This is a genomic window from Arthrobacter sp. P2b, from assembly GCF_900168295.1.
Taxonomy (GTDB): domain Bacteria; phylum Actinomycetota; class Actinomycetes; order Actinomycetales; family Micrococcaceae; genus Arthrobacter.
In genome coordinates this window covers 324845-343596 of the sequence record NZ_FVZL01000001.1, presented here as the reverse complement: position 1 = coordinate 343596, position 18752 = coordinate 324845, and the positions used below count along the sequence as shown (strand labels likewise).

Annotated in this window: 14 protein-coding genes and 1 pseudogene; 7 read left to right on the top strand and 8 right to left on the bottom strand. The window is 66.8% G+C overall.

Annotated elements, in window-relative coordinates; translation table 11 throughout:
* Positions 1 to 279 precede the first annotated feature (279 nt).
* From glnT to B5520_RS01520, 6 genes are read left to right on the top strand one after another with little or no spacing between them, the layout of a single operon-like run.
* Positions 280 to 1665, top strand: coding sequence for a type III glutamate--ammonia ligase (gene glnT / locus B5520_RS01545; protein WP_079595298.1), 1386 nt, complete (start codon positions 280 to 282; stop codon positions 1663 to 1665).
* Positions 1666 to 1691: 26 nt separating this feature from the next.
* On the top strand, positions 1692 to 2600 hold the full coding sequence (locus B5520_RS01540) for a glutamine amidotransferase (protein WP_079595297.1): 909 nt from the start codon (positions 1692 to 1694) through the stop codon (positions 2598 to 2600).
* A complete protein-coding gene (locus B5520_RS01535) occupies positions 2588 to 3325 on the top strand; it encodes a GltB/FmdC/FwdC-like GXGXG domain-containing protein (RefSeq protein ID WP_079595296.1) in 738 nt (245 codons plus the stop codon). The genes B5520_RS01540 and B5520_RS01535 overlap by 13 nt, the downstream gene beginning before the upstream one ends.
* A gap of 8 nt (positions 3326 to 3333) precedes the next feature.
* Positions 3334 to 4686, top strand: a complete 1353-nt coding sequence (locus B5520_RS01530; protein WP_079595295.1) for an FMN-binding glutamate synthase family protein — start codon at positions 3334 to 3336, stop codon at positions 4684 to 4686.
* Between the two features lie 9 nt (positions 4687 to 4695).
* Positions 4696 to 5841, top strand: a complete 1146-nt coding sequence (locus B5520_RS01525) for an FAD-dependent oxidoreductase (RefSeq protein WP_079595294.1) — start codon at positions 4696 to 4698, stop codon at positions 5839 to 5841.
* 11 nt (positions 5842 to 5852) lie between these two features.
* Positions 5853 to 7151, top strand: a complete 1299-nt coding sequence (locus B5520_RS01520) for an allantoate amidohydrolase (RefSeq protein WP_254865438.1) — start codon at positions 5853 to 5855, stop codon at positions 7149 to 7151.
* Positions 7152 to 7233: 82 nt separating this feature from the next.
* Here the strand turns inward: B5520_RS01520 and B5520_RS23210 are convergent.
* A pseudogene (locus B5520_RS23210) lies at positions 7234 to 7506 on the bottom strand (dihydrofolate reductase family protein); the annotation flags it as partial.
* Between the two features lie 260 nt (positions 7507 to 7766).
* On the opposite strand from B5520_RS23210, the gene B5520_RS01510 reads away from it, so the two are divergent.
* Positions 7767 to 9056, top strand: coding sequence for an ammonium transporter (locus B5520_RS01510; RefSeq protein WP_079595291.1), 1290 nt, complete (start codon positions 7767 to 7769; stop codon positions 9054 to 9056).
* A 136-nt stretch (positions 9057 to 9192) separates the two neighbouring features.
* Here the strand turns inward: B5520_RS01510 and B5520_RS01505 are convergent, their stop codons facing one another.
* The 7 genes from B5520_RS01505 to B5520_RS01475 form a co-directional block, all read right to left on the bottom strand.
* On the bottom strand, positions 9193 to 10224 hold the full coding sequence (locus tag B5520_RS01505) for a family 43 glycosylhydrolase (RefSeq protein WP_079595290.1): 1032 nt from the start codon (positions 10222 to 10224) through the stop codon (positions 9193 to 9195).
* A gap of 72 nt (positions 10225 to 10296) precedes the next feature.
* Positions 10297 to 13734, bottom strand: coding sequence for a DEAD/DEAH box helicase (locus B5520_RS01500; protein ID WP_079595861.1), 3438 nt, complete (start codon positions 13732 to 13734; stop codon positions 10297 to 10299).
* Between the two features lie 210 nt (positions 13735 to 13944).
* Positions 13945 to 15066, bottom strand: coding sequence for an NAD(P)/FAD-dependent oxidoreductase (locus B5520_RS01495; protein WP_079595289.1), 1122 nt, complete (start codon positions 15064 to 15066; stop codon positions 13945 to 13947).
* 46 nt (positions 15067 to 15112) lie between these two features.
* Positions 15113 to 16156 carry a Gfo/Idh/MocA family protein gene (locus B5520_RS01490; protein WP_079595288.1) on the bottom strand — a complete coding sequence of 348 codons (1044 nt, stop codon included), beginning with the start codon at positions 16154 to 16156 and terminating at the stop codon, positions 15113 to 15115.
* Positions 16156 to 16929 carry an amino acid ABC transporter ATP-binding protein gene (locus B5520_RS01485; RefSeq protein WP_079595287.1) on the bottom strand — a complete coding sequence of 258 codons (774 nt, stop codon included), beginning with the start codon at positions 16927 to 16929 and terminating at the stop codon, positions 16156 to 16158. The genes B5520_RS01490 and B5520_RS01485 overlap by 1 nt, the downstream gene beginning before the upstream one ends.
* Positions 16926 to 17714: an amino acid ABC transporter permease gene (locus B5520_RS01480; protein ID WP_079595286.1), complete on the bottom strand. Its 789-nt coding sequence runs from the start codon at positions 17712 to 17714 to the stop codon at positions 16926 to 16928. The genes B5520_RS01485 and B5520_RS01480 overlap by 4 nt, the downstream gene beginning before the upstream one ends.
* An 87-nt stretch (positions 17715 to 17801) precedes the next feature.
* Entirely contained in the window at positions 17802 to 18665 is an 864-nt protein-coding gene (locus B5520_RS01475; RefSeq protein WP_079595285.1) for an ABC transporter substrate-binding protein, read from the bottom strand.
* Positions 18666 to 18752 lie beyond the last annotated feature (87 nt).

Sequence of the window (18752 nt, the reverse complement as noted above, 5' to 3'; positions counted from 1 at the left end):
CAAGGGCCGGGAGGATTTCGGCCGCGACGTGAAACGGCGAGGTAGTCCGGCCCCGCTCCTTTACCCGTGATGCCGTAAGGCGCTGTGCCTGTGTGGGCTGGCCTCCTGCCCGCCTTGTTGCCTTATCCCCGTGTACCCCCAGCCGCTTGGCGGTGCCATCGGGCATACCCCCCGACTTCCAGATTTAACAAACGGCGCGAACAGCTGAAACATCACTTTGACTACTGTGGTTCAACAAGGTTTCATAAGATGCAACAGCAACCGAACAGGACAGTTTCGATGACAAGTCTCGCAACCCCTGAAGTACAGGCGGCCGGGCCGGTGGCAGCGGACGCCGGCCGGATTTCCCTGGCGGATATTGCCAAAGCCCACGGCGTCCGCTTCCTGCTGGCCACCTTCGTGGACATGACGGGGAAGCCCTGCGCCAAGCTGGTGCCGGTGGAAGCCGCTGATGAGCTCGAGAACGGTGCCATGGGCTTTGCCGGCTACGCCGCGGGCCTTATCGGACAGAAGCCGCAGGACTCAGACCTGATCGCTGTTCCCGATCTGGCGTCCTTCACGCCGGTTCCCTTCATCAAGGAGGGCCTGGCCATCATTCACTGCGACCCATACGTCGACGGCAAGCCCTGGCCCTACGCCCCCCGGGTGATCCTGAAGAACACCCTCGCCCGCCTCGCAAACAATGGGATGCAGGCCAAGGTGGGGGCGGAGGTTGAATACTTCCTGGTGAAGAAGAACGACGACGGGACGCTGAGTACCGCCGACGCCCGGGACGATTCGCCCCGCCCCTGCTACGACGCGCGCGGCGTCACCCGCATGTATGACCACCTCACCTCCATCTCGGACGCGATCAACGGGCTGGGCTGGGGCAACTACGCCAACGACCACGAAGACGCCGCGGGCCAGTTCGAGCAGAACTTCAACTACGCGGACGCCCTCACCACCGCTGACCGTGTGGTGACCCTGCGCTACATCCTCAACATCCTGGCCGAACAGCGTGGCATGACCGCAACGTTCATGCCCAAGCCCTTCACGGACCGGACCGGCACCGGCCTGCACTTCCACCTGTCCCTCTGGTCAGGAACCGAAGCGCTGTTCCCGGCGGGCGGGAGCCCGGACGACGACGGCCGGGGCCTTGGGATCTCCAGCCTCGCCTATTCATTCATCGCCGGAATCCTGGACCATGCCCCCGCGCTTCAGGCGTTCCTCGCACCGACGGTCAACTCCTACAAGCGCACGGGCGCCACCACCAGCTCCTCCGGTGCCACGTGGTCACCGCGCAAGGCGTCCTTCGGCGGCAACGACCGCACGCACATGATCCGCGTCCCGGACAACAAGCGGATTGAGCTGCGCTCCGGGGACGGCTCCGCAAACCCCTACTTGGCCATCGCGACAGCCATCGCGGCAGGACTGGACGGCGTGGAGAAAGCCGCCGACCCCGGTGCTCCCTCCGGACCCGGCGAGTCCAGGCCCGACGCGCACCTCCTGCCGGCCACCCTGCTCCACGCCGTGGAAGCACTGCGGAAAGACCCTGTGATCCTCTCCAGCCTCAGCGGTGACGCCCGGATCGGCGCCTATTACGCAGACGCCAAGGAAGAGGAATTCCTGAGCTGGCACAACCAGGTCAGCGACTGGGAAATCCGCACCTACTTGACCTCTATCTGATCCCCACCGAGTAAAGGACCCCCACCATGTGCGGAATCGCCGCGCTGCAGCTGCGCAATCCCTCGCTGCATCCCCAGATGGGCAGCCTGCTGTCCTCCATGCTGTGCCAGATCGTGGACCGCGGACCGGACTCCGCCGGCCTGGCCGTCTACAACACCCCCGGGCTGGTGTCGGACGGCACCTCCACCCTCAGCCTCCTCGGCAAGGACCAGGGCATGACGACGGCGGCCATCACTGCAGGCGTCGCCGCCATGCTCCCGGCCGGCGCCGCAGCAGCAACGAAAGTGGTCGGAGACACTACCCTGGTGAGTGCCGCCGTCGGGACTGACCTGCTGGTGAAGGCCGTCAGCGAAACCCTGCCCGGCGCCACCATCATCGGCCGCGGCGAGCACGTGGCAGTGATGAAGAGCGTGGGCCATCCCATGGATATCGCCGCCGAGCACGGCCTCGAGGCGATGGCTGGAAGCCAAGGCCTGTCGCACACCCGGATGGCCACCGAATCCGCCGTGACCGCAGGCGGCTCCCACCCCTTCTCGGTTGCCGACGACCTGTGCCTGGTCCACAACGGCTCCTTCTCCAACCACGCCACGGTGCGCCGCGACCTCAAGCGCGAAGGCGTGGTGTTCGACTCCGAAAACGACACCGAGGTGGGCGCCCGCTACGTCGCTTCCCGGCTCAAGCAGGGCGACACCCTGGAGGAAGCCCTGGTGAACCTGGGCAAGGTCCTGGACGGCTTCTACACCCTGGTGGTTACAACTGCGGACAGCATGGCCGTGGTCCGGGACCCCATCGCCTGCAAACCGGCCATCATCGCCGAAACGGACGACTACGTGGCCATGGCCTCCGAATACCGTGCCCTGGCCGGCCTGCCCGGCATCGACAACGCCCGCATCTTTGAACCGGAACCCGGAAAGGTCTACACATGGTCACTCTGACAGCCCCCGAAAACATCGCGACGGACGTCCCGGCAGCAGACGGGCCCGCCACCACCACCGTGGACCTCGACGCCAGCACCGTCCGGGAACTCAACCAGGGCATCCACGACGCCGTGGACGGACAGGCCTGGACCGTCACCAACCCCGGCGGCAAGCACAGCATGGCCGTCGGCATCACCGCGGACATCAAGGTGACCATCGAAGGCCATGCCGGCTACTACGCAGCCGGGATGCACCAAAAAGGCGACGTGACCATCACCGGCAATGCCGGCGTCGGACTGGCCGAGAACATCATGTCCGGCAGGGTCCACGTGAAAGGCGACGCATCGCAGTCCGCCGCGGCCACCGGCCACGGCGGCCTGGTGGTCATCGACGGGAACGCCGGCGCACGCTGCGGCATCTCCATGAAGGGGGTGGACATCGTGGTGGGCGGCAACATCGGCCACATGTCCGCGTTCATGGCGCAGGCCGGCCGCCTGGTGGTCTGCGGCGACGCCGGGGACGCCCTGGGCGACTCCATCTATGAGGCCCGGATCTACGTCAAGGGCACCGTCGCCTCCCTCGGCGCGGACTGCGTCGAAAAGCCGCTGCAGGCCGAGCACCTCGCCGAGCTCACGGAGCTGCTCGCGGCTGCCGGCCGCACGGACAACCCTGCCGACTTCAAGCGCTACGGCTCAGCCCGGAACCTTTACCACTTCCACGTCGACAACTCGACGTCGTACTAGGAGCCCCCATGACCATCACCTCCGTTCCGCAGCAGGCGCCCACCCAGAACATCGCTGAACTGGGCCTGCGCGAATCCGCCACGTTCGACCGCGCCACCATCGCCGACATCCAGCGCGCCGCCGCCACCGGCGTCTACGACATCCGCGGCTGGGGCGCCAAGCGCAAGGTCCCGCACTTCGACGACCTGCTTTTCCTCGGCGCCTCCATGTCCCGCTACCCGCTGGAGGGCTACCGCGAAAAGTGCGATACCGACGTCGTCCTTGGCGACCGGCACGCGTCCAGGCCGCTGCACCTGCAGACCCCGGTGACCATCGCCGGAATGAGTTTCGGCGCACTGTCCGCCAACGCCAAGGAGGCGCTGGGCCGCGGCGCTTCGGAGGTGGGCACCTCCACCACAACGGGCGACGGCGGCATGACGCCTGAGGAGCGCGGCCAGTCCAAGCACCTCGTGTACCAGTACCTGCCGTCCCGCTACGGCATGAACCCGGACGACCTGCGCAAGGCCGACGCCATCGAAATCGTGCTGGGCCAGGGCGCCAAGCCCGGCGGCGGCGGCATGCTCCTGGGCCAAAAGATCACCGAACGCGTGGCCGGAATGCGCACCCTTCCGGTGGGCATCGACCAGCGCTCCGCCAGCCGGCACCCGGACTGGACCGGCCCGGACGACCTCGAAATCAAGATCGGTGAACTGCGCGAAATCACCGACTGGAAGACCCCCATCTACGTCAAGATCGGCGCCTCCCGGCCGTACTACGACACCGCGCTCGCCGTGAAGTCCGGCGCGGACGTTGTGGTGGTGGACGGCATGCAGGGCGGGACCGCCGCGACGCAGCAGGTGTTCATCGAGAACGTCGGCATCCCCACCCTCGCCGCCATCCCGCAGGCTGTCCAAGCGCTGCAGGAGCTCGGGGTCCACCGCAAGGTCCAGCTCATCGTCTCCGGCGGCATCCGCACGGGCGCGGACGTCGCCAAGGCCATGGCTTTGGGTGCCGACGCCGTCGCCATCGGCACTGCGGCGCTGATCGCCCTGGGTGACAACGATCCCCGCTACGCCGCTGAATACTCTGCCCTCGGTTCCGCCGCCGGGTTCTACGACGACTTCCAGGACGGCCGCGACCCCGCCGGCATCACCACCCAGGACCCGGAGCTCGCCTCCCGCCTGGACCCGGTAGCCGCCGGGCGCCGCCTGGCCAACTACCTGCGGGTCCTCACCATGGAAGCCCAGACCATCGCCCGGGCCTGCGGAAAGTCACACCTGCACAACCTGGAGCCCGAGGACCTGGTGGCGCTCACCATCGAGGCTTCCGCCATGGCCCGCGTGCCGCTGGCCGGCACCTCCTGGATCCCCGGCGCAGGCTAGGAGCACTCCGTGACTGATTCGTCCGATTATGTGGTGGTGGGTGCCGGACTGGCCGGCGCCGCCACCGCCTGGCACCTTGCGGCCCGCGGCCACCAGGTGACCATCCTGGAACGCAACGTCCCCGCCAGCCACGACGCCAGCTCACACGGCTCCGCCCGGATCTTCCGCTACGCCTACCCGAACCCCTTCTACACGCGGGCGGTACTGGAATCCAAGGCACTGTGGGACGGGCTCGCCCTGGACACCGGCACACAGCTGATCACCCCGTACGGCGCCGTGGATTACGGCCCCGAACGCAAACCTGCACTGCTCGCCGGGGTGCTGGCCGCCGTCGGCGTTGAGCACGAACTGCTCTCCGCTGCCGACGCCAGGACGCGCTGGCCGCAGATCGGCTTTGATACCGAGGTCCTCTGGCACCCCGGCGCCGGCGTCATCGATGCCGAAACCGCCGTCAACGCCATGGTTGCCCTGGCAGTGCGGAACGGCGCCGAGGTGCTGACCGGCTGGAGCCTGAACAGCATGGAGCGCAACGGCAGCGGCTACCGCCTCATTTCCGCCACGGGGGAAACGGTCGACGCCGGCAACGTCGTCATCAGCGCCGGCGGCTGGCTGCCGGAGCTGCTGGGGCAGCTGCCCCTTCCGGAAGGGTTCCTTGCCGGGCTGCCGGAGATCACCGTCCGGCAGGAACAGGCGTTCCACTTCAAATACCGGGACCCCGAGGGTGCAGGCCAGTGGCCCACCTTCATCCACAAGGCCGCCGACATCCAGACATACGGCCTTCCCGGCGGGCGTGACGCAGGCTTTGCCGGGCAAAAGGTGGCCGAGTACAACGGCGGCCCGTTCATCCCCTCCGCGGCTCAGCAAACCGGCGTCGTTGATCCGGCCAACCGGGACCGCGTGGTGGACTACGTCCGGCGCTACCTGCCGGGCCTGGACCCCGAGCCGTACGCGGAAACCACCTGTCTCTTCACGAACACGCCCAACGAAGACTTCATCATCGACCGCGCGGACAACCTGACAATCCTGTCGCCCTGTTCCGGGCACGGGGCCAAGTTCGCGCCGCTCATCGGCCAATGGGCTGCAGAACTCGCCACCGGGGCCGGCGGTGTCCCGCGGCGGTTCCGGCCCGCGTCGTCCACAGCTGTGACCACATAGAACGGATACCAGTGAGCCTTTCACAGACAGTACCCCCGGCGGACCCCGCGGCGGATGCCCGGCCTGCTGCCGCAACGAGCTCATCCAGTGTGACCAGCCTGCTGCAGGACATCTCCACGATCGGCAGGGACACGTCACGCGGCGGCTACTCGCGGCCGGTCTTCTCCACCGCGGAAATGGACCTGCGCAACTGGTTTATCGAGCAGGCAGGCCGGCGCGGGCTGGACGTCGCCACGGACCACAACGGGATCATCTGGGCCTGGTGGGACACCTCCGCCGGCACCCGCAGGGACGCCGTTGTCACCGGCAGCCACCTGGACTCCGTTCCCGGCGGCGGCGAGTACGACGGTCCGCTGGGCGTCGCATCGGCGCTGGCCGCCGTCGACATCCTCAAAGCCCGCGGACTCCGCCCCCGGCGGCCGCTGGCCATCGCCGTTTTCCCCGAGGAGGAGGGCTCGCGGTTCGGCGTGGCCTGCCTGGGCTCCCGTCTATTGACGGGCCAGCTGGATCCGGACAAGGCGCGCCGGCTCAAGGACCCGGACGGCGACACGTTCGCCGACGTCGCTGCCGCCAACGGGCAGGACCCCCGGCTGATCGGTGCGGACTACAGGACGCTGCAGCAGCTGGGGGTCTTCGTGGAGCTGCATGTGGAACAGGGCAGGGGATTGGTTGACCTGAACCAGCCCGTGGCCGTTGGTTCCTCAATCCTGGGCCACGGCCGCTGGAAACTCAGCATCAGCGGGCAGGGCAACCATGCCGGCACCACGCTGATGGCGGACCGCAAGGACCCCATGATCGCTGCCGCCAAGATCATGGTGAACATCCGCGATACCGCCAGGAAGTACCGGGACGCACGTGCCACGGTCGGCAGGGTCCAGCCCGTTCCGGGCGGGACCAATGTGATCGCTTCCAGGGTGGACCTGTGGATCGACGTCAGGCACCCGGACGACTCCGTCACCGCGGCCCTGGTGGAAGCCATCGGCCTCAACGCCCAGGTGTTCGCCGCTGAGGAAGGCTGCGGCGCCAGCCTCACCATGGAATCGCTCAGCCCCACAGTGCATTTCGACGGCGGCCTGCGGGACCGGCTGAAGGAACTGCTTCCCGGAGCGCCGGTCCTGGACACCGGCGCCGGGCACGATGCCGGCGTCCTGGCAAGCCATATTCCCACCGCCATGCTGTTCGTCAGGAACCCCACCGGCATCTCGCATTCCCCGGACGAGCTGGTGGAGGACTGGGACGCGGAAGCCGGTGCCGTGGCGCTGGCAGATGCACTCGCAGGGCTGATGGGCGAGGCACGCGCCATCGGATAGCGGCTGTGGCCCGTCGTCTGAGTTGTTTGACGAATCCCGCGGCATCGGCGGACACCAGTTCCACTCCGGGCGGGGACTCCTTCAGCGTGCGGGAGAGGATGTAGGTGGCGACCGGCGGAATGCCGGTAGCCTCGTTGCTTGCCGAGCGGCTGCCCGGGTCTGCCTCGCCGCCCATGCCCTGGGCGGCGGCGAACTCCCACGTCTTCCGGCCCATCAGGATGGCATCCACCGTAGTCCAGTACTCGGCCATGATGTCTTCCACGTCCCTGCTGAAATGCAGCCAGTCAATGGCACCGCCGCTGCCGGCGATGTACCCGTCGAGGCTGCACGCCGCGCCATATGTCACGGTCCGCATGATGCGTCCTTTCCTCCTGCCCTACTTGCAGGGTACGCGCGTCCCGCATGTAAGGAAGGGGCTGGTGAAACTCGCGTGCGGACGACTGAAACCATCATTTAACACATCCGAAACCCACCCAAAAAAGCCCGCCATACAGTTGGAACCAGACGGCAATAGCCGCCCTCCGATGAACGTGGTACTGACTCCGCGTCCCTCCTCCGGAGTGGCTTTGACGGGCGATTTCCGTTCTCTCCTCGCATCACGAAAGGGGTTTCCCAATGGATTCGGGAAATGTCGCTTGGATATTGGCCAGCTCGGCGCTGGTCTGCATGATGATCCCCGCCCTGGCCCTGTTCTACGGGGGCATGGTGGGGTCGCGCCGCATTCTCAACATGATGATGATGTGCTTTGGCGGCGCCAGCCTGGTGGCTGTCCTCTGGGCACTGTTCGGGTACTCGATGGCCTTCGGAAATTCCGTGGGCGGACTGGGCCTGATCGGTGACGTCACCGAGTTCCCCGGGATGGGGCAGCTGCTGGCCGCGGATGAAGAGGCGTCCATCCCGGTCATCCTGTTCGCCGCGTTCCAGCTCTTCTTCGCCTGCGTCACCACGGCGCTGGTGGCGGGAGCTGCGGCCGGGCGCATGAAGTTCGGCGCGTGGATGCTGTTCGCCGGCATCTGGGCCACCATCGTCTATTTCCCCATCGCGCACTGGGTGTTCGCCTTCTCGTCGGCGGACGGCAGCGTGACCGGCGGCTGGATCGCCAGCGGCATCAAGGCCATCGATTTCGCCGGCGGCACCGCCGTGCACATGAACGCCGGCGCCGCCGCCCTCGCCCTGGCACTGGTCCTCGGCAAGAGCTCCGGCTGGCCCAAAGTGGAACACGCGAAACCGCACAGCCGGCCGCTGGTGCTCATCGGCGCCGGATTGCTGTGGGTGGGCTGGTTCGGGTTCAACGCAGGCTCGGCACTGTCCGCCGGCCAGTCGGCGTCGGTGGTTTTCCTGAACACCGCCGTGGCTGCTTCGGCGGGCCTCCTCGCCTGGGCACTCGTTGAGCGCCTCCGCCGCGGGGCCGCCACCAGCATGGGCGCGGCGTCCGGCCTGATTTCCGCGCTGGTCGCCATCACCCCGGCCTGTGGTTCCGTCAGCCCGTTGGGTGCCGTGGCTATCGGCCTGATTGCCGGTGCCGTCTGCTCGCTGGCCATCGAACTGAAGTTCCGCCTGGGCTACGACGACTCGCTCGACGTCGTCGGTGTCCACCTGGTGGGCGGCATCCTCGGCACCCTGCTGATCGGCCTCTTCGCCACCGACGCTGCCCCCAACGCCGTCAACGGCCTCTTCTACGGAGGCGGCGTTGAACTGCTCGGTGTCCAGGCGCTGGCAACCGTCACGGTGCTGGTCTACTCCTTCGGCATCACCTGGATCCTCGCGAAGATCCTGGACAAGACGATCGGCCTGCGCATCAAGCCCGAGGACGAAATGCGCGGCATCGACCTCGCCGCACACTCCGAGCTTGCATACCTCACGGACGAGGACCCGGTGGAGCTGGGCTCCCCCCAGCGTGCGTAGGGACCTCCCGGAAGTCCGGTAACCACTCCGGCGGACGAGTCAGGCAGAGGGCCAAACCTTGGACCGGTGCCAGCAGCAGCTGGCTTATAGTTCCAAGGTTTGGCCTTTTGTCGTGCCGGTTCTGCTGCCTGCTCTACTAGTGCCCGCTGCAGACCAGGTTGCCGTTCCGCACTTCCAGGACGGCCGCCCGGACGTGGCTGAGGCGTGTCCTGGGCTCCGGGTCCATGGTGCCGATGTCTTCGCCGCCCCAATACGGATGGGTGAAATACACCAGCAGGGCGCGTTCCCTGCCGTCCTCCCCGGGTGCCAGGGGAACCACGTCCGCATGGCGTCCGACGACGGGCCTTCCCTCCACGGATTCGGGGGCCGTGAGGATGAGGCCGCCACGGTGTTCCTGCCGCGTCCAGTTGCCTGTGGCGTCGGCGGAGCGGTAGATCGCCTGGCCACGCCACTCGTCCACGATCATCCAGTAGTGGCCCTCCAGCCGGAACACCTTCGGTCCCTCATGCGGGCGGCCGGGGATCGTGAGGCCTTCCACTACCCATGACGACGGGTCCTGGGGCCTGTCGCTGACCGCGCTGTAGGTGTTGGAACCCCGGGCCTCGTCCTTGTACCAGAGCCGGTAGCGGCCATCGCCGCAAGGTGCGACGGCGGCATCAATGACCCGGGGCGAGTCCAGGTCTACCTGCCCCAGGTACTCCCACGTCTCGAGGTCCGGGCTGGCGAACTGCACGATGGACGCACTCCCGGTCCAGTCCGTCCGGACACCGCCCAGGACGGTCAGGTACATGATCCACTGGTCCCCAATGCGTACGACGTCGGGCGCCCAGAGTGTAGCGGGACGTTCAGTTTCCGGCGGCACCAGTCCGTCCGCGGTGCCTTGGTAGTTCCAGGTGGCCCCGCCGTCGGAAGACCGCGCGACGCCGATGGCCGTGCCATGTACCCATTCCACGCCCGTCAGACCGGGTTTCGTGGCGCGGCGCTGGGTGTAGAAAAGCACCCACTCGCCCTTCAGGTGGTCGGCCATGAGGACCGGATCGGTGGGCCCGTCCCAGACGGGATCACGGTAGGGGACCGAAAACGCGTCCGCGCGCAGCGGAAGAAGATGCGGCAGGCGAGCCCGCCCGATAGACGGGAGGGCCACCGTGGCGGCGGGCTGCTGGTGCACGGTTTCTCCAACGTTGTAGTTTCTGGTTGCACCAAGAATAACGTGTCGAGAAGCCGGGCAGCAGCGGGGCAACTACTCCTTGAACAGCCCCGCCAGGTCCTCCGCCGTGATGGCGCCGCCGGCCAGGGCGTCGCCCTCCATCACGTCGGCGAACAGCTGCGACTTCCGGGCCTTGAGCGCCATGACCTTTTCCTCGATGGTGTCCTTGGCCACCAGCCGGTACACCATCACGTTCCTGGCCTGGCCGATCCGGTGGGTCCGGTCCACTGCCTGCGCCTCGGAGGCCGGGTTCCACCAGGGATCCAGCAGGAAGACGTAGTCGGCCTCGGTGAGGTTCAGGCCGAAGCCGCCGGCCTTCAGCGAGATCAGGAATACCGGGGCGCTGCCGTTCTTGAACTCACTGACCACGTCGGCACGGTTGCGGGTACCGCCGTCGAGGTAGCAGTACTCGATCTTCTCCTCATCAAGCCGCTCGCGCACCTTCCCCAGGAACCCGGTGAACTGGCTGAAGATCAGGGCACGGTGGCCCTCGGCAACGAGGTCCTCGAGCTGCTCGAACAATACGTCAAGCTTGCTTGAACGGACCCCCGAAAGCGACGGGTCAACCAGCGAGGCGTCCAGGCTGAGCTGCCGCAGCAGGGTCAACGACTGGAAGATGGTGAACCGGTTCTTGTTCACGTCCTCGATCAGCCCCAGGATCTTTTGCCGCTCGCGCTGCAGGTGTGTCTGGTAGACCTTCTGGTGGCGCGGGTTCAGCACCACTTCCAGGATCTGCTCCTGCTTGGGCGGCAGGTCCTTGATCACCTGGTCCTTGGTGCGGCGCATCATCAGGGGACGGACCCGGCGCCGGAGCTTGTCCAGCTGCCCCTTGTCGCCGTTCTTCTCCACGGGCTTCTGGTAGTACTCCGCGAAGCGCTTGGGGCTGGAAAAGAGGCCCGGTGCCACGATGGACGTCAGTGCCCAGAACTCCATGAGGTTGTTCTCCAGCGGCGTGCCGGTAATGGCCAGCTTGAAGGCGGCCGGCAGCTTGCGCGCGCACTGGTAGGCCTTGGACTGGTGGTTCTTCACGAACTGCGCCTCGTCCAGCACCAGGCCGGACCACTCCCGGGAGGCGTAGGCGTCGTAATCGATGCGGAACAGGGCATACGAGGTGATCACGATGTCCGCCCCGGCCAGCGCGTCAGCCACCTCCTGCCCGCTCTTTGCGAACGTCTCGCCGACTGCCTGCACCTTCAACCCGGGCGCAAAGCGCGCGGCCTCCGCCGCCCAGTTGCCCACCACGCTGGTGGGCGCAACCACCAAAAAGGGAGCCACGGCGTCGGGGGACTTCTCCCCGGCCTGTTCCTTCGCCGCGCACATCAGCGCCAGGGCCTGCACGGTCTTGCCGAGGCCCATGTCGTCGGCCAGGACGCCGCCCAGGCTGTGCCGGTACAGGAAGGTGAGCCAGTTGAAGCCCTCGAGCTGGTAGGGCCGAAGCTCGGCATTCAGGGTGGCCGGCAACGGCAGCCCGTCCACGCCGCCTTCCAGGAGGCCGCCCACCGCCGAACGCCAGGCGGCGGCCTGCTCGTCCACGATGCCCAGCTGCGCCAGCTCGTCCCACAGCCCGGCCTGGAAACGGCTGATCTGCAGCGGGGCGTCCTTGTTGTCCTGCAGCGACCGGGCTTCCTCGATCAGCGCCCGCAGCTGGTGCAGCTCCGGCAGGTCCAGCGAGAAGTAGGCGCCGCTGGGGAGCAGCATCTTGGTCTGGCCGGCGGCCAAGGCGGAGAACACCGCCGCGAAGGACACCGGCTGGCCCTCGAGGGAAATCTGGATGCCGAGGTCGAACCAGTCGCGTTGCTCGGTGGCCTTGGTGGAGATGGAGACGACCGGGGCTTCCTCGGCCTCGCGGTAATCGGCGATGTCGCCTGCCGTTTCCACGTCCACATCCGGAGCTTCACGCAGCCGCGGCAGCACTTCCTCGGTGAACGCCAGCGTGTCCAGGCCCGTGAGCTCGGCCGACGCCGCCAGGCGGGGAGTGCCCCAGCCGCCGGTCGCCGACTCGCCCAAGGCGGGAACCACCTCCCACGGGTGGCCGATGCCCTCAAGGATGCGGGCTTCTGCGATGTCGTCGCGGTAGCCGTGGTCGCCGGGGTGGCGCCACAGCGGCTGGGCGGTGACCAGGTTTCCGGTCTTGTAGTGCCACTCCCAATGCAGCCGCACCTTGTGGTCCGCGCCGTAGTTTGCCAGCAGCGAGAGCGTGGGAACGGCCAGCGCGGGAAGCTCGACGGATTCGTCCCGCGCCGTCACACGGGCCGCCTGCTTCAGCTTGGGATAGAACCCGGTGAGGAAACGGGACTCATCCTTGGCAGGAATATGCAGCGTGCTGCCGGCCGTGACGAACGCCAGCAGTTCCTCGCTCAAGCCACCCTCCAGCGGCGCCAGGGTGATGGTGCCGTCGGGGTCCGGAACTCCGGGCAAGGCAGCCTCGCCGGAGGTGAAGAACAGGCCGTGCGCAGGGCGGCCGATCGTCCCCACGGCGGCCGGATCAACCTCGACCCCCTCCACGGTGATGGTGGGCGAAAGCTCCAGCCCGCCGTCGTCGGACGCTTGCTGAGGCGCGTCGCCATCCCCTGCGGGGTCAGCGCTGCCTGCCGCGGGCGCGCCATACCGCCCGAGATTAAGCCCGACGGCGGCAGGGGCCTCCGCCAGGCGCACCGGTTCGGTGCCGCGCGAGTGGACCAGGGCGAGCCCGATCTTTCCTGCGTCGGACAGCAGGCTCCACAGGTTCTTCCCGGAGTAGGAGTTCAGGCCGAGCCACAGGCCGGACGAATTGTGCATCCGGCTGGCCGACGCGGAATGGGCGGCCAGGAACTCCTGCATCCACTCAACGTGCGCCTCGTTGCACTCGCGGCGGAAGTTCAGGTAGCTCAGCGTGTTCCAGGAGACGTCGCCGCGGATCCACTTGCCCTTGGCACCCATAATGACGGGGCGGGCCTTGAGCTGGCGGACGCTGCGCAGCGGATCCCGGCGGCCTGTGTAGGAGAAGTGCGGGGCCGGTTCCTCTATCTCGAACTGCAGCGCCAGCGGAACTCCGGTGCCCGAAGGCGCACCCCCTGGCTGCGAGATCAGCGGGCTGAGGGCCTGTTCCCAGTCGGACAGGGCGGCGGCCGACGGCTCCCGGGCCACTTGGGTGGCGGTTGCCGGTGACAGCAGCTGGACCCGGATGGCGGGGTTGTCCTCGGCCGCGAAGAGCAGCGCCGCAACGTGCTTGCAGTCCTTGCGGACGGGACAGCTGCACACCCCAACCGTGCAGCTCCAGCCGCCGGCTTTGCGGACCAGCTTGGCCGTGGTGGAGTACGGAACCTCGGCGCCTCCCCGGACCTTGCCCAGCATCAGGCCCGTGCCGGCATCAAACGAGATCCCGGAGACGCGGCTGCCCATGGCATAGGCCAGTCCCGCCGCAAGGGAGCGGTCGTTGATGGCGGGTGTCTGAATCGCCAGTGCCGCACTCTCGTCCGGTTGGGATGGCATGGTGCGCGCTACTTTCAGCAGGACACGGCGGAACCGCGTCCGGTGGTTGGTTATCTGATCCATCTTAGTTCGCTGCCGGGGCGGGGTGCGCGCCGCCCCTCGAGGAGTGAACAACCTGATCAGCAAAACATGCGGCAGAACGAACGAAGCCGTGGCATGCCGCTGCGGAAACAGCGGCACGCCACGGCCTGCGGGAAGGGTGGCTGGATGCTAGGAGAACCGCTCCGGACGGAAGGTTTCGAGCATGGGATGCCGTTCCCCTGTAAGGATTTCTCCCGCCAGGAGCTCGCCCGCGATCAGGCCGAGCGTCGCGCCGGAGTGCGTAAAGGCCACAAAGCATCCAGGAACCTTGCCGAGTTCGCCAAACACCGGTTCCCCGTCACCCGGGATCGGCTTGTATCCGATCTTCCACGACGCAGGCTTGAGCTCGGGGTTGCCTTGAACCAGCTTGGAGGCTTCGTCTGCCAGTTCCTGGACTACCTCATCGGGGATGCTGAAGCTGCCGTCAGCATGCTCAGTGATGTTCTCCTCGTACCAGTCGTGGTCCAGGGCGAGGGTGTTTCCGGGGTTGGGCCGCACGGCCGCGCGGGGCGTGTTCAGCACCGGGGCCAGGCCGTGCTCCACCGGCTTGGTGATAACCAGCATGGAGACCGGCGAACCATTGGGGATATTGACACCCAGCGGCGCCACAACGGCCGGGGTTGCGGCCCCGCAAGCAACCAGGACGGCGTCGGCACCGTGCACGGCACCCGAAGCGGCCTGGACACCGACAGCCCGCCCGCCTTCAACCACCACCGAGGCTTTTCCTGCATTAAGGACCAGTTCACCCCCGAGTTCGTGGAACTCCGCCATCAGGAACTCCACCAGGTCCGGCAGGCTCACCCAGCCTTCGCCGGGGTTGAAGATAGCGTTCTCGGGCACGGCTGCGGCATCCACGCCCGGGGCCGCCTGGGAGATCTCGGCGGGGGCCAGCAGCTTCGAGTCGTAGCCCTTGTTCCGTTCATAGCGGTGGCGGGCAGCCGTGGCATCCGCCTGGCCTTCCGCGTTCCACATCAGTCCGCCGTCAAACTGGAGCCATTCGCGGGACGGGTCGGCAGCGAACAGCGTCCGGTACCGGTCAACCCCCGCCATGCGGAGCAGGTGATAGGGCGTGGAGCGTTCCCCCGCGGAATTGAGCCATGAGAGCGACCTGCCTGAGGCCTCGCTGGTCAAACCGCTTTCGGTGAGCAGGACTACCGAGGCACCTTCGCGCAGCAGGTGGACGGCGGTGGAAACACCAAGGATTCCGCCACCGATAACGGCAACTTTCCTGGCGGAGTTGGTGGAAGACATGGGTACTCGCTTTCCTGTGTAAAGGGCTGTGCCGTGACGTGCTGTGTCAGGCAAGGGCATGGACTTCTTCAATGACTTTCAAGACTTCGACGGCGTCTGCCGGGTCAACCGGGAGCGGCGCCCCGCGGAGGAGTGCGTCGGCCAGGAGCCGGTAGAACTCGGGATAGGCCCCCCGCTCGGCGGGAACGGCGCTTGTGGCGCCGTCCACCCCCAGGACCCCCCAAGAGACCTGGGGGTCCACACCATAAGCGGGATCGGTGGGGAGGACCCCGGCATCAAGTGCACGTTCCTGCCCGTCCAGTCCCCACTTGGTGTACCCGGCGGCCGAGCCGAGCACATGGAACCGGGGGCCTGCCTGCGGGGCGGCGCCGTTCATCCAGAGCCGGGAGCGTACGCCCGAATCGTGCAGCAGGGACACGAAGGCTTCCTGTTCCGGGCCTGACCGGCCGGTGCCCTGCCCTGCTGTTTCGCCGTAGCTGCGCGCCACCGGCCCAAACAGCTGGATGGCCTGGTCGATGAGGTGGGCGCCCAGGTCATGGAGGATGCCGCCGCCCTCCGCCGTGGTGGCGGAGTCGCGCCAGTTCCCGAAACCTTCCGGGCGCCACCACTCGAACCGTGATTCGAACGTCCGGACCTCGCCCAGCTCACCGGCGTCCAGGAGCTTTTTGAGGGTCAGGAAATCCGCGTCCCACCGGCGGTTCTGGAAGACCGTCAGCTGAACGCCGGCGTCGGCCGCTCTGGCGGCCAGCTCTTCGCCGTGTGCGGATGTGGTGACGAATGGCTTGTCCACCACAACGTGCAGCTTGTGGGCGATCGCCCTCGAAGCGAAGTCGAAATGGGTGACCGGAGGGGTACCCAGGACCACCAGGTCAAGGTCGGCTGACAGCGCGAACAGGGCCTCCGCCGTCGGGACAATCCGGGCCCGCGGGTAGCGGGCTGCTGCTGCGGCAGCGCGGTCCGGGTCCGCAGTGACAATCACGTCCAGTGAATAGGACGGGTCCGCCTCGATCAGGGGTGCATGGAAGACGCGTCCGGAAATCCCGAAGCCGACGACGGCGGTACGGATGGGTCCTTTGCTGACATTCGCCATCACAGCACCTCGGAGAGGAAACGCTGGAGGCGTTCGCTCTTGGGGTTGTCGAAGATGTCCGCGGGCGTGCCCACTTCGACTACTTCGCCTTCATCCATAAATACGACCTGGTCGGCCACTTTCCGGGCAAAGCCCATTTCGTGCGTCACCACCACCATGGTCATGCCCCGCTTTGCAAGCGACGCCATGAGGGTCAGGACGCCCTTGACCAGCTCGGGGTCCAGGGCGCTGGTGGCCTCGTCGAAGAGCATCACTTCGGGTTCCATGGCGAGGGCACGGGCAATGGCCACGCGCTGCTGCTGTCCGCCGGAAAGGTCCCGTGGACGGTGGTCGGCACGTTCGGCAAGGCCCACCTCGGCCAAGCGGAGGCGTGCCCGCTCCCGTGCCTCTGCCTTGGGCATCTTCTTGACGCTCCAGAGGGCGAGGGCCACATTCTCCAGGGCTGTGTGGTCCGGGAAGAGGTTGAAGTGCTGGAAGACCATCCCGATCCGGCTGCGCAGGATGTCGGGGTTGACCTTCAGTACGCTCTCACCCGCCAGGAGCACGTCGCCGCTTTTGGGTTCGTGGAGCCTGTTGACCCCGCGGAGCAGGGTGGACTTGCCCGAGCCCGACGGCCCGATGATGCAGGTGGTGGTGCCGGGGGCCACGGTAAGGCTGACGTTGCGGAGCACCTCGATGTCCCCGTACGCCATAGTCAGGTTTTTGAGTTCCAGGCTGGATCCGTGGAAGGTCTGGATGTCAGCGGTGGGGTTGGCGCTGGTGCTGGTGATCATGTGTTGCTCCCGGTAGTGAGCGGCGAGGCCGCGTCGAGTTCCTTGACTTCCTTGAGGCCGCTGGAGGGGGCCGCGGGACGGCGTTTTCCTGCCCGGAAGCGGCTGTCGAAGTAGTTCACCAGGTGCGTCAGCGGCACGGTGATGATGAGGTAGAAGATGCCGGCCATCACCAGCGGGGAGAGGTTTCCGGAGAGGACTGCGGCGTCCTGGCCCACGCGGAAGAGTTCACGTTCGCTGACCAGCAGGCCGAGGAAGTAGACGAGTGAAGAGTCCTTGACGATGGCGATGAACTGGTTGACCAGTGCCGGCAGCACGCGGCGGATGCCCTGGGGAATGACCACGAGTGCCATTGATTTGCCGTAGCTCATGCCCAGGGCGCGGCAGGCCTCGCCCTGGCCCTTGTCCACGCTTTGGATGCCGGCACGGAAGATCTCACCGATGTAGGCGCTGGCGATCAGGCTTAGGGCGATGATGCCCAAGGGGTACGGCGAAGGGCCGAAGATGGACTGGCTCAGCCGGGCGAACCCCTGGCCGATCAGCAGGATGGTAAGGATGGCCGGCAAGCCACGGAACAGGTCCGTGTAAATGCGGGCCGGGACCCGCAGCCACCGGGACGGTGAAATGCCCATAACGGCGACGATCATGCCGAGCACCAGGCCGATGATCGTGGCTGAGACGGAAATGATGAGGGTGTTCAGGAGGCCCACGCCCAGAAGTTGGGGCAGGACTTCGACCATTGCTTCGAAGTCGAAGAAGGTGCGGATGATGGTGTTGAGCCAGTCCATGGTTGCTCTCAGACGTTGTTAGCTGGTGGAACGGGGGCGGTCATGGCGGGTAATTCCGGTGGACCGCCCCCGCAACCTTGGGAGGGGTTAGTTACTGGGCGCCGGGCTGGACGTCTGCTCGGCCTTGGGAAGGTACTGCTCGGGCATCGGGGAGCCCGGGAACCACTTTTCGTAGAGCTTCTTCCAGGTGCCGTCCTCCATGGCTTCGGCCAGGCCCTTGTTCAGGGCCTCCTTGAATTCGGTCTTGCCCTTGGCGACGGCGAAGCCGGCGGGAGCGTCGAAGGACGGGATATCAGCCGCGCTCACCAGGCCAAACTGTTCCTGGTAGGACTTGGCGGCCTCGTAGTCGAGGAAGTGCGCGTCGACAGCGCCGCTGTTGACGGCCGAGACTGCCGTGTTGTTGTCCGGGAAGCGCACCAGGCTTGCGGAGGTGAAATTCTTGACCGCGTAGGCCTCCTGCAGCGTTCCCTGGACAACGCCCAGGCGCTTGCCGGAGAGCCCTTCCGGATCGTTGATGCCGGACGTCTTGGTGGTGATGATGGTCAGGTAGCCGGCCAGGTAGCCGTCGGAGAAATCAACGGTTTCCTTGCGCTTGTCCGTGATGCCGATGGCGGCGACCCCGGCGTCGAACTGCCCGTTGGCGACGGCGGCGAGCAGGCCGGAGAAGTCCTGGCCGGTGAAGACCACGTTGTCTACACCGGCGCGGCGGGCCACGTCCGTAAAGAGTTCGACATCGAAGCCCGTGAACTTACCCTGGGCGTCGGTGAAGGTGTACGGCTTCGAGTCACCCAGGCTGGCGACACGGATGGATCCGGGCTCAATCAGGCCGTACGGGTTGTCCGCGGACGAGGATGAAGCAGGAGTGGATGCTCCGCAGCCGGACAGTGCCAGGACCGCGGCGACGGCCACGGCAACCAGTGTTGCGGGGCGGAAAGTCTTTCGAGTAAACACAGCGAGTTTTCCAATCGAGAGAAGCGGGAGTGGAGGATCGAGATCCGCCGTGGGGTGATGCTTGGCCGGTACCTCTTGCTGAGTCCG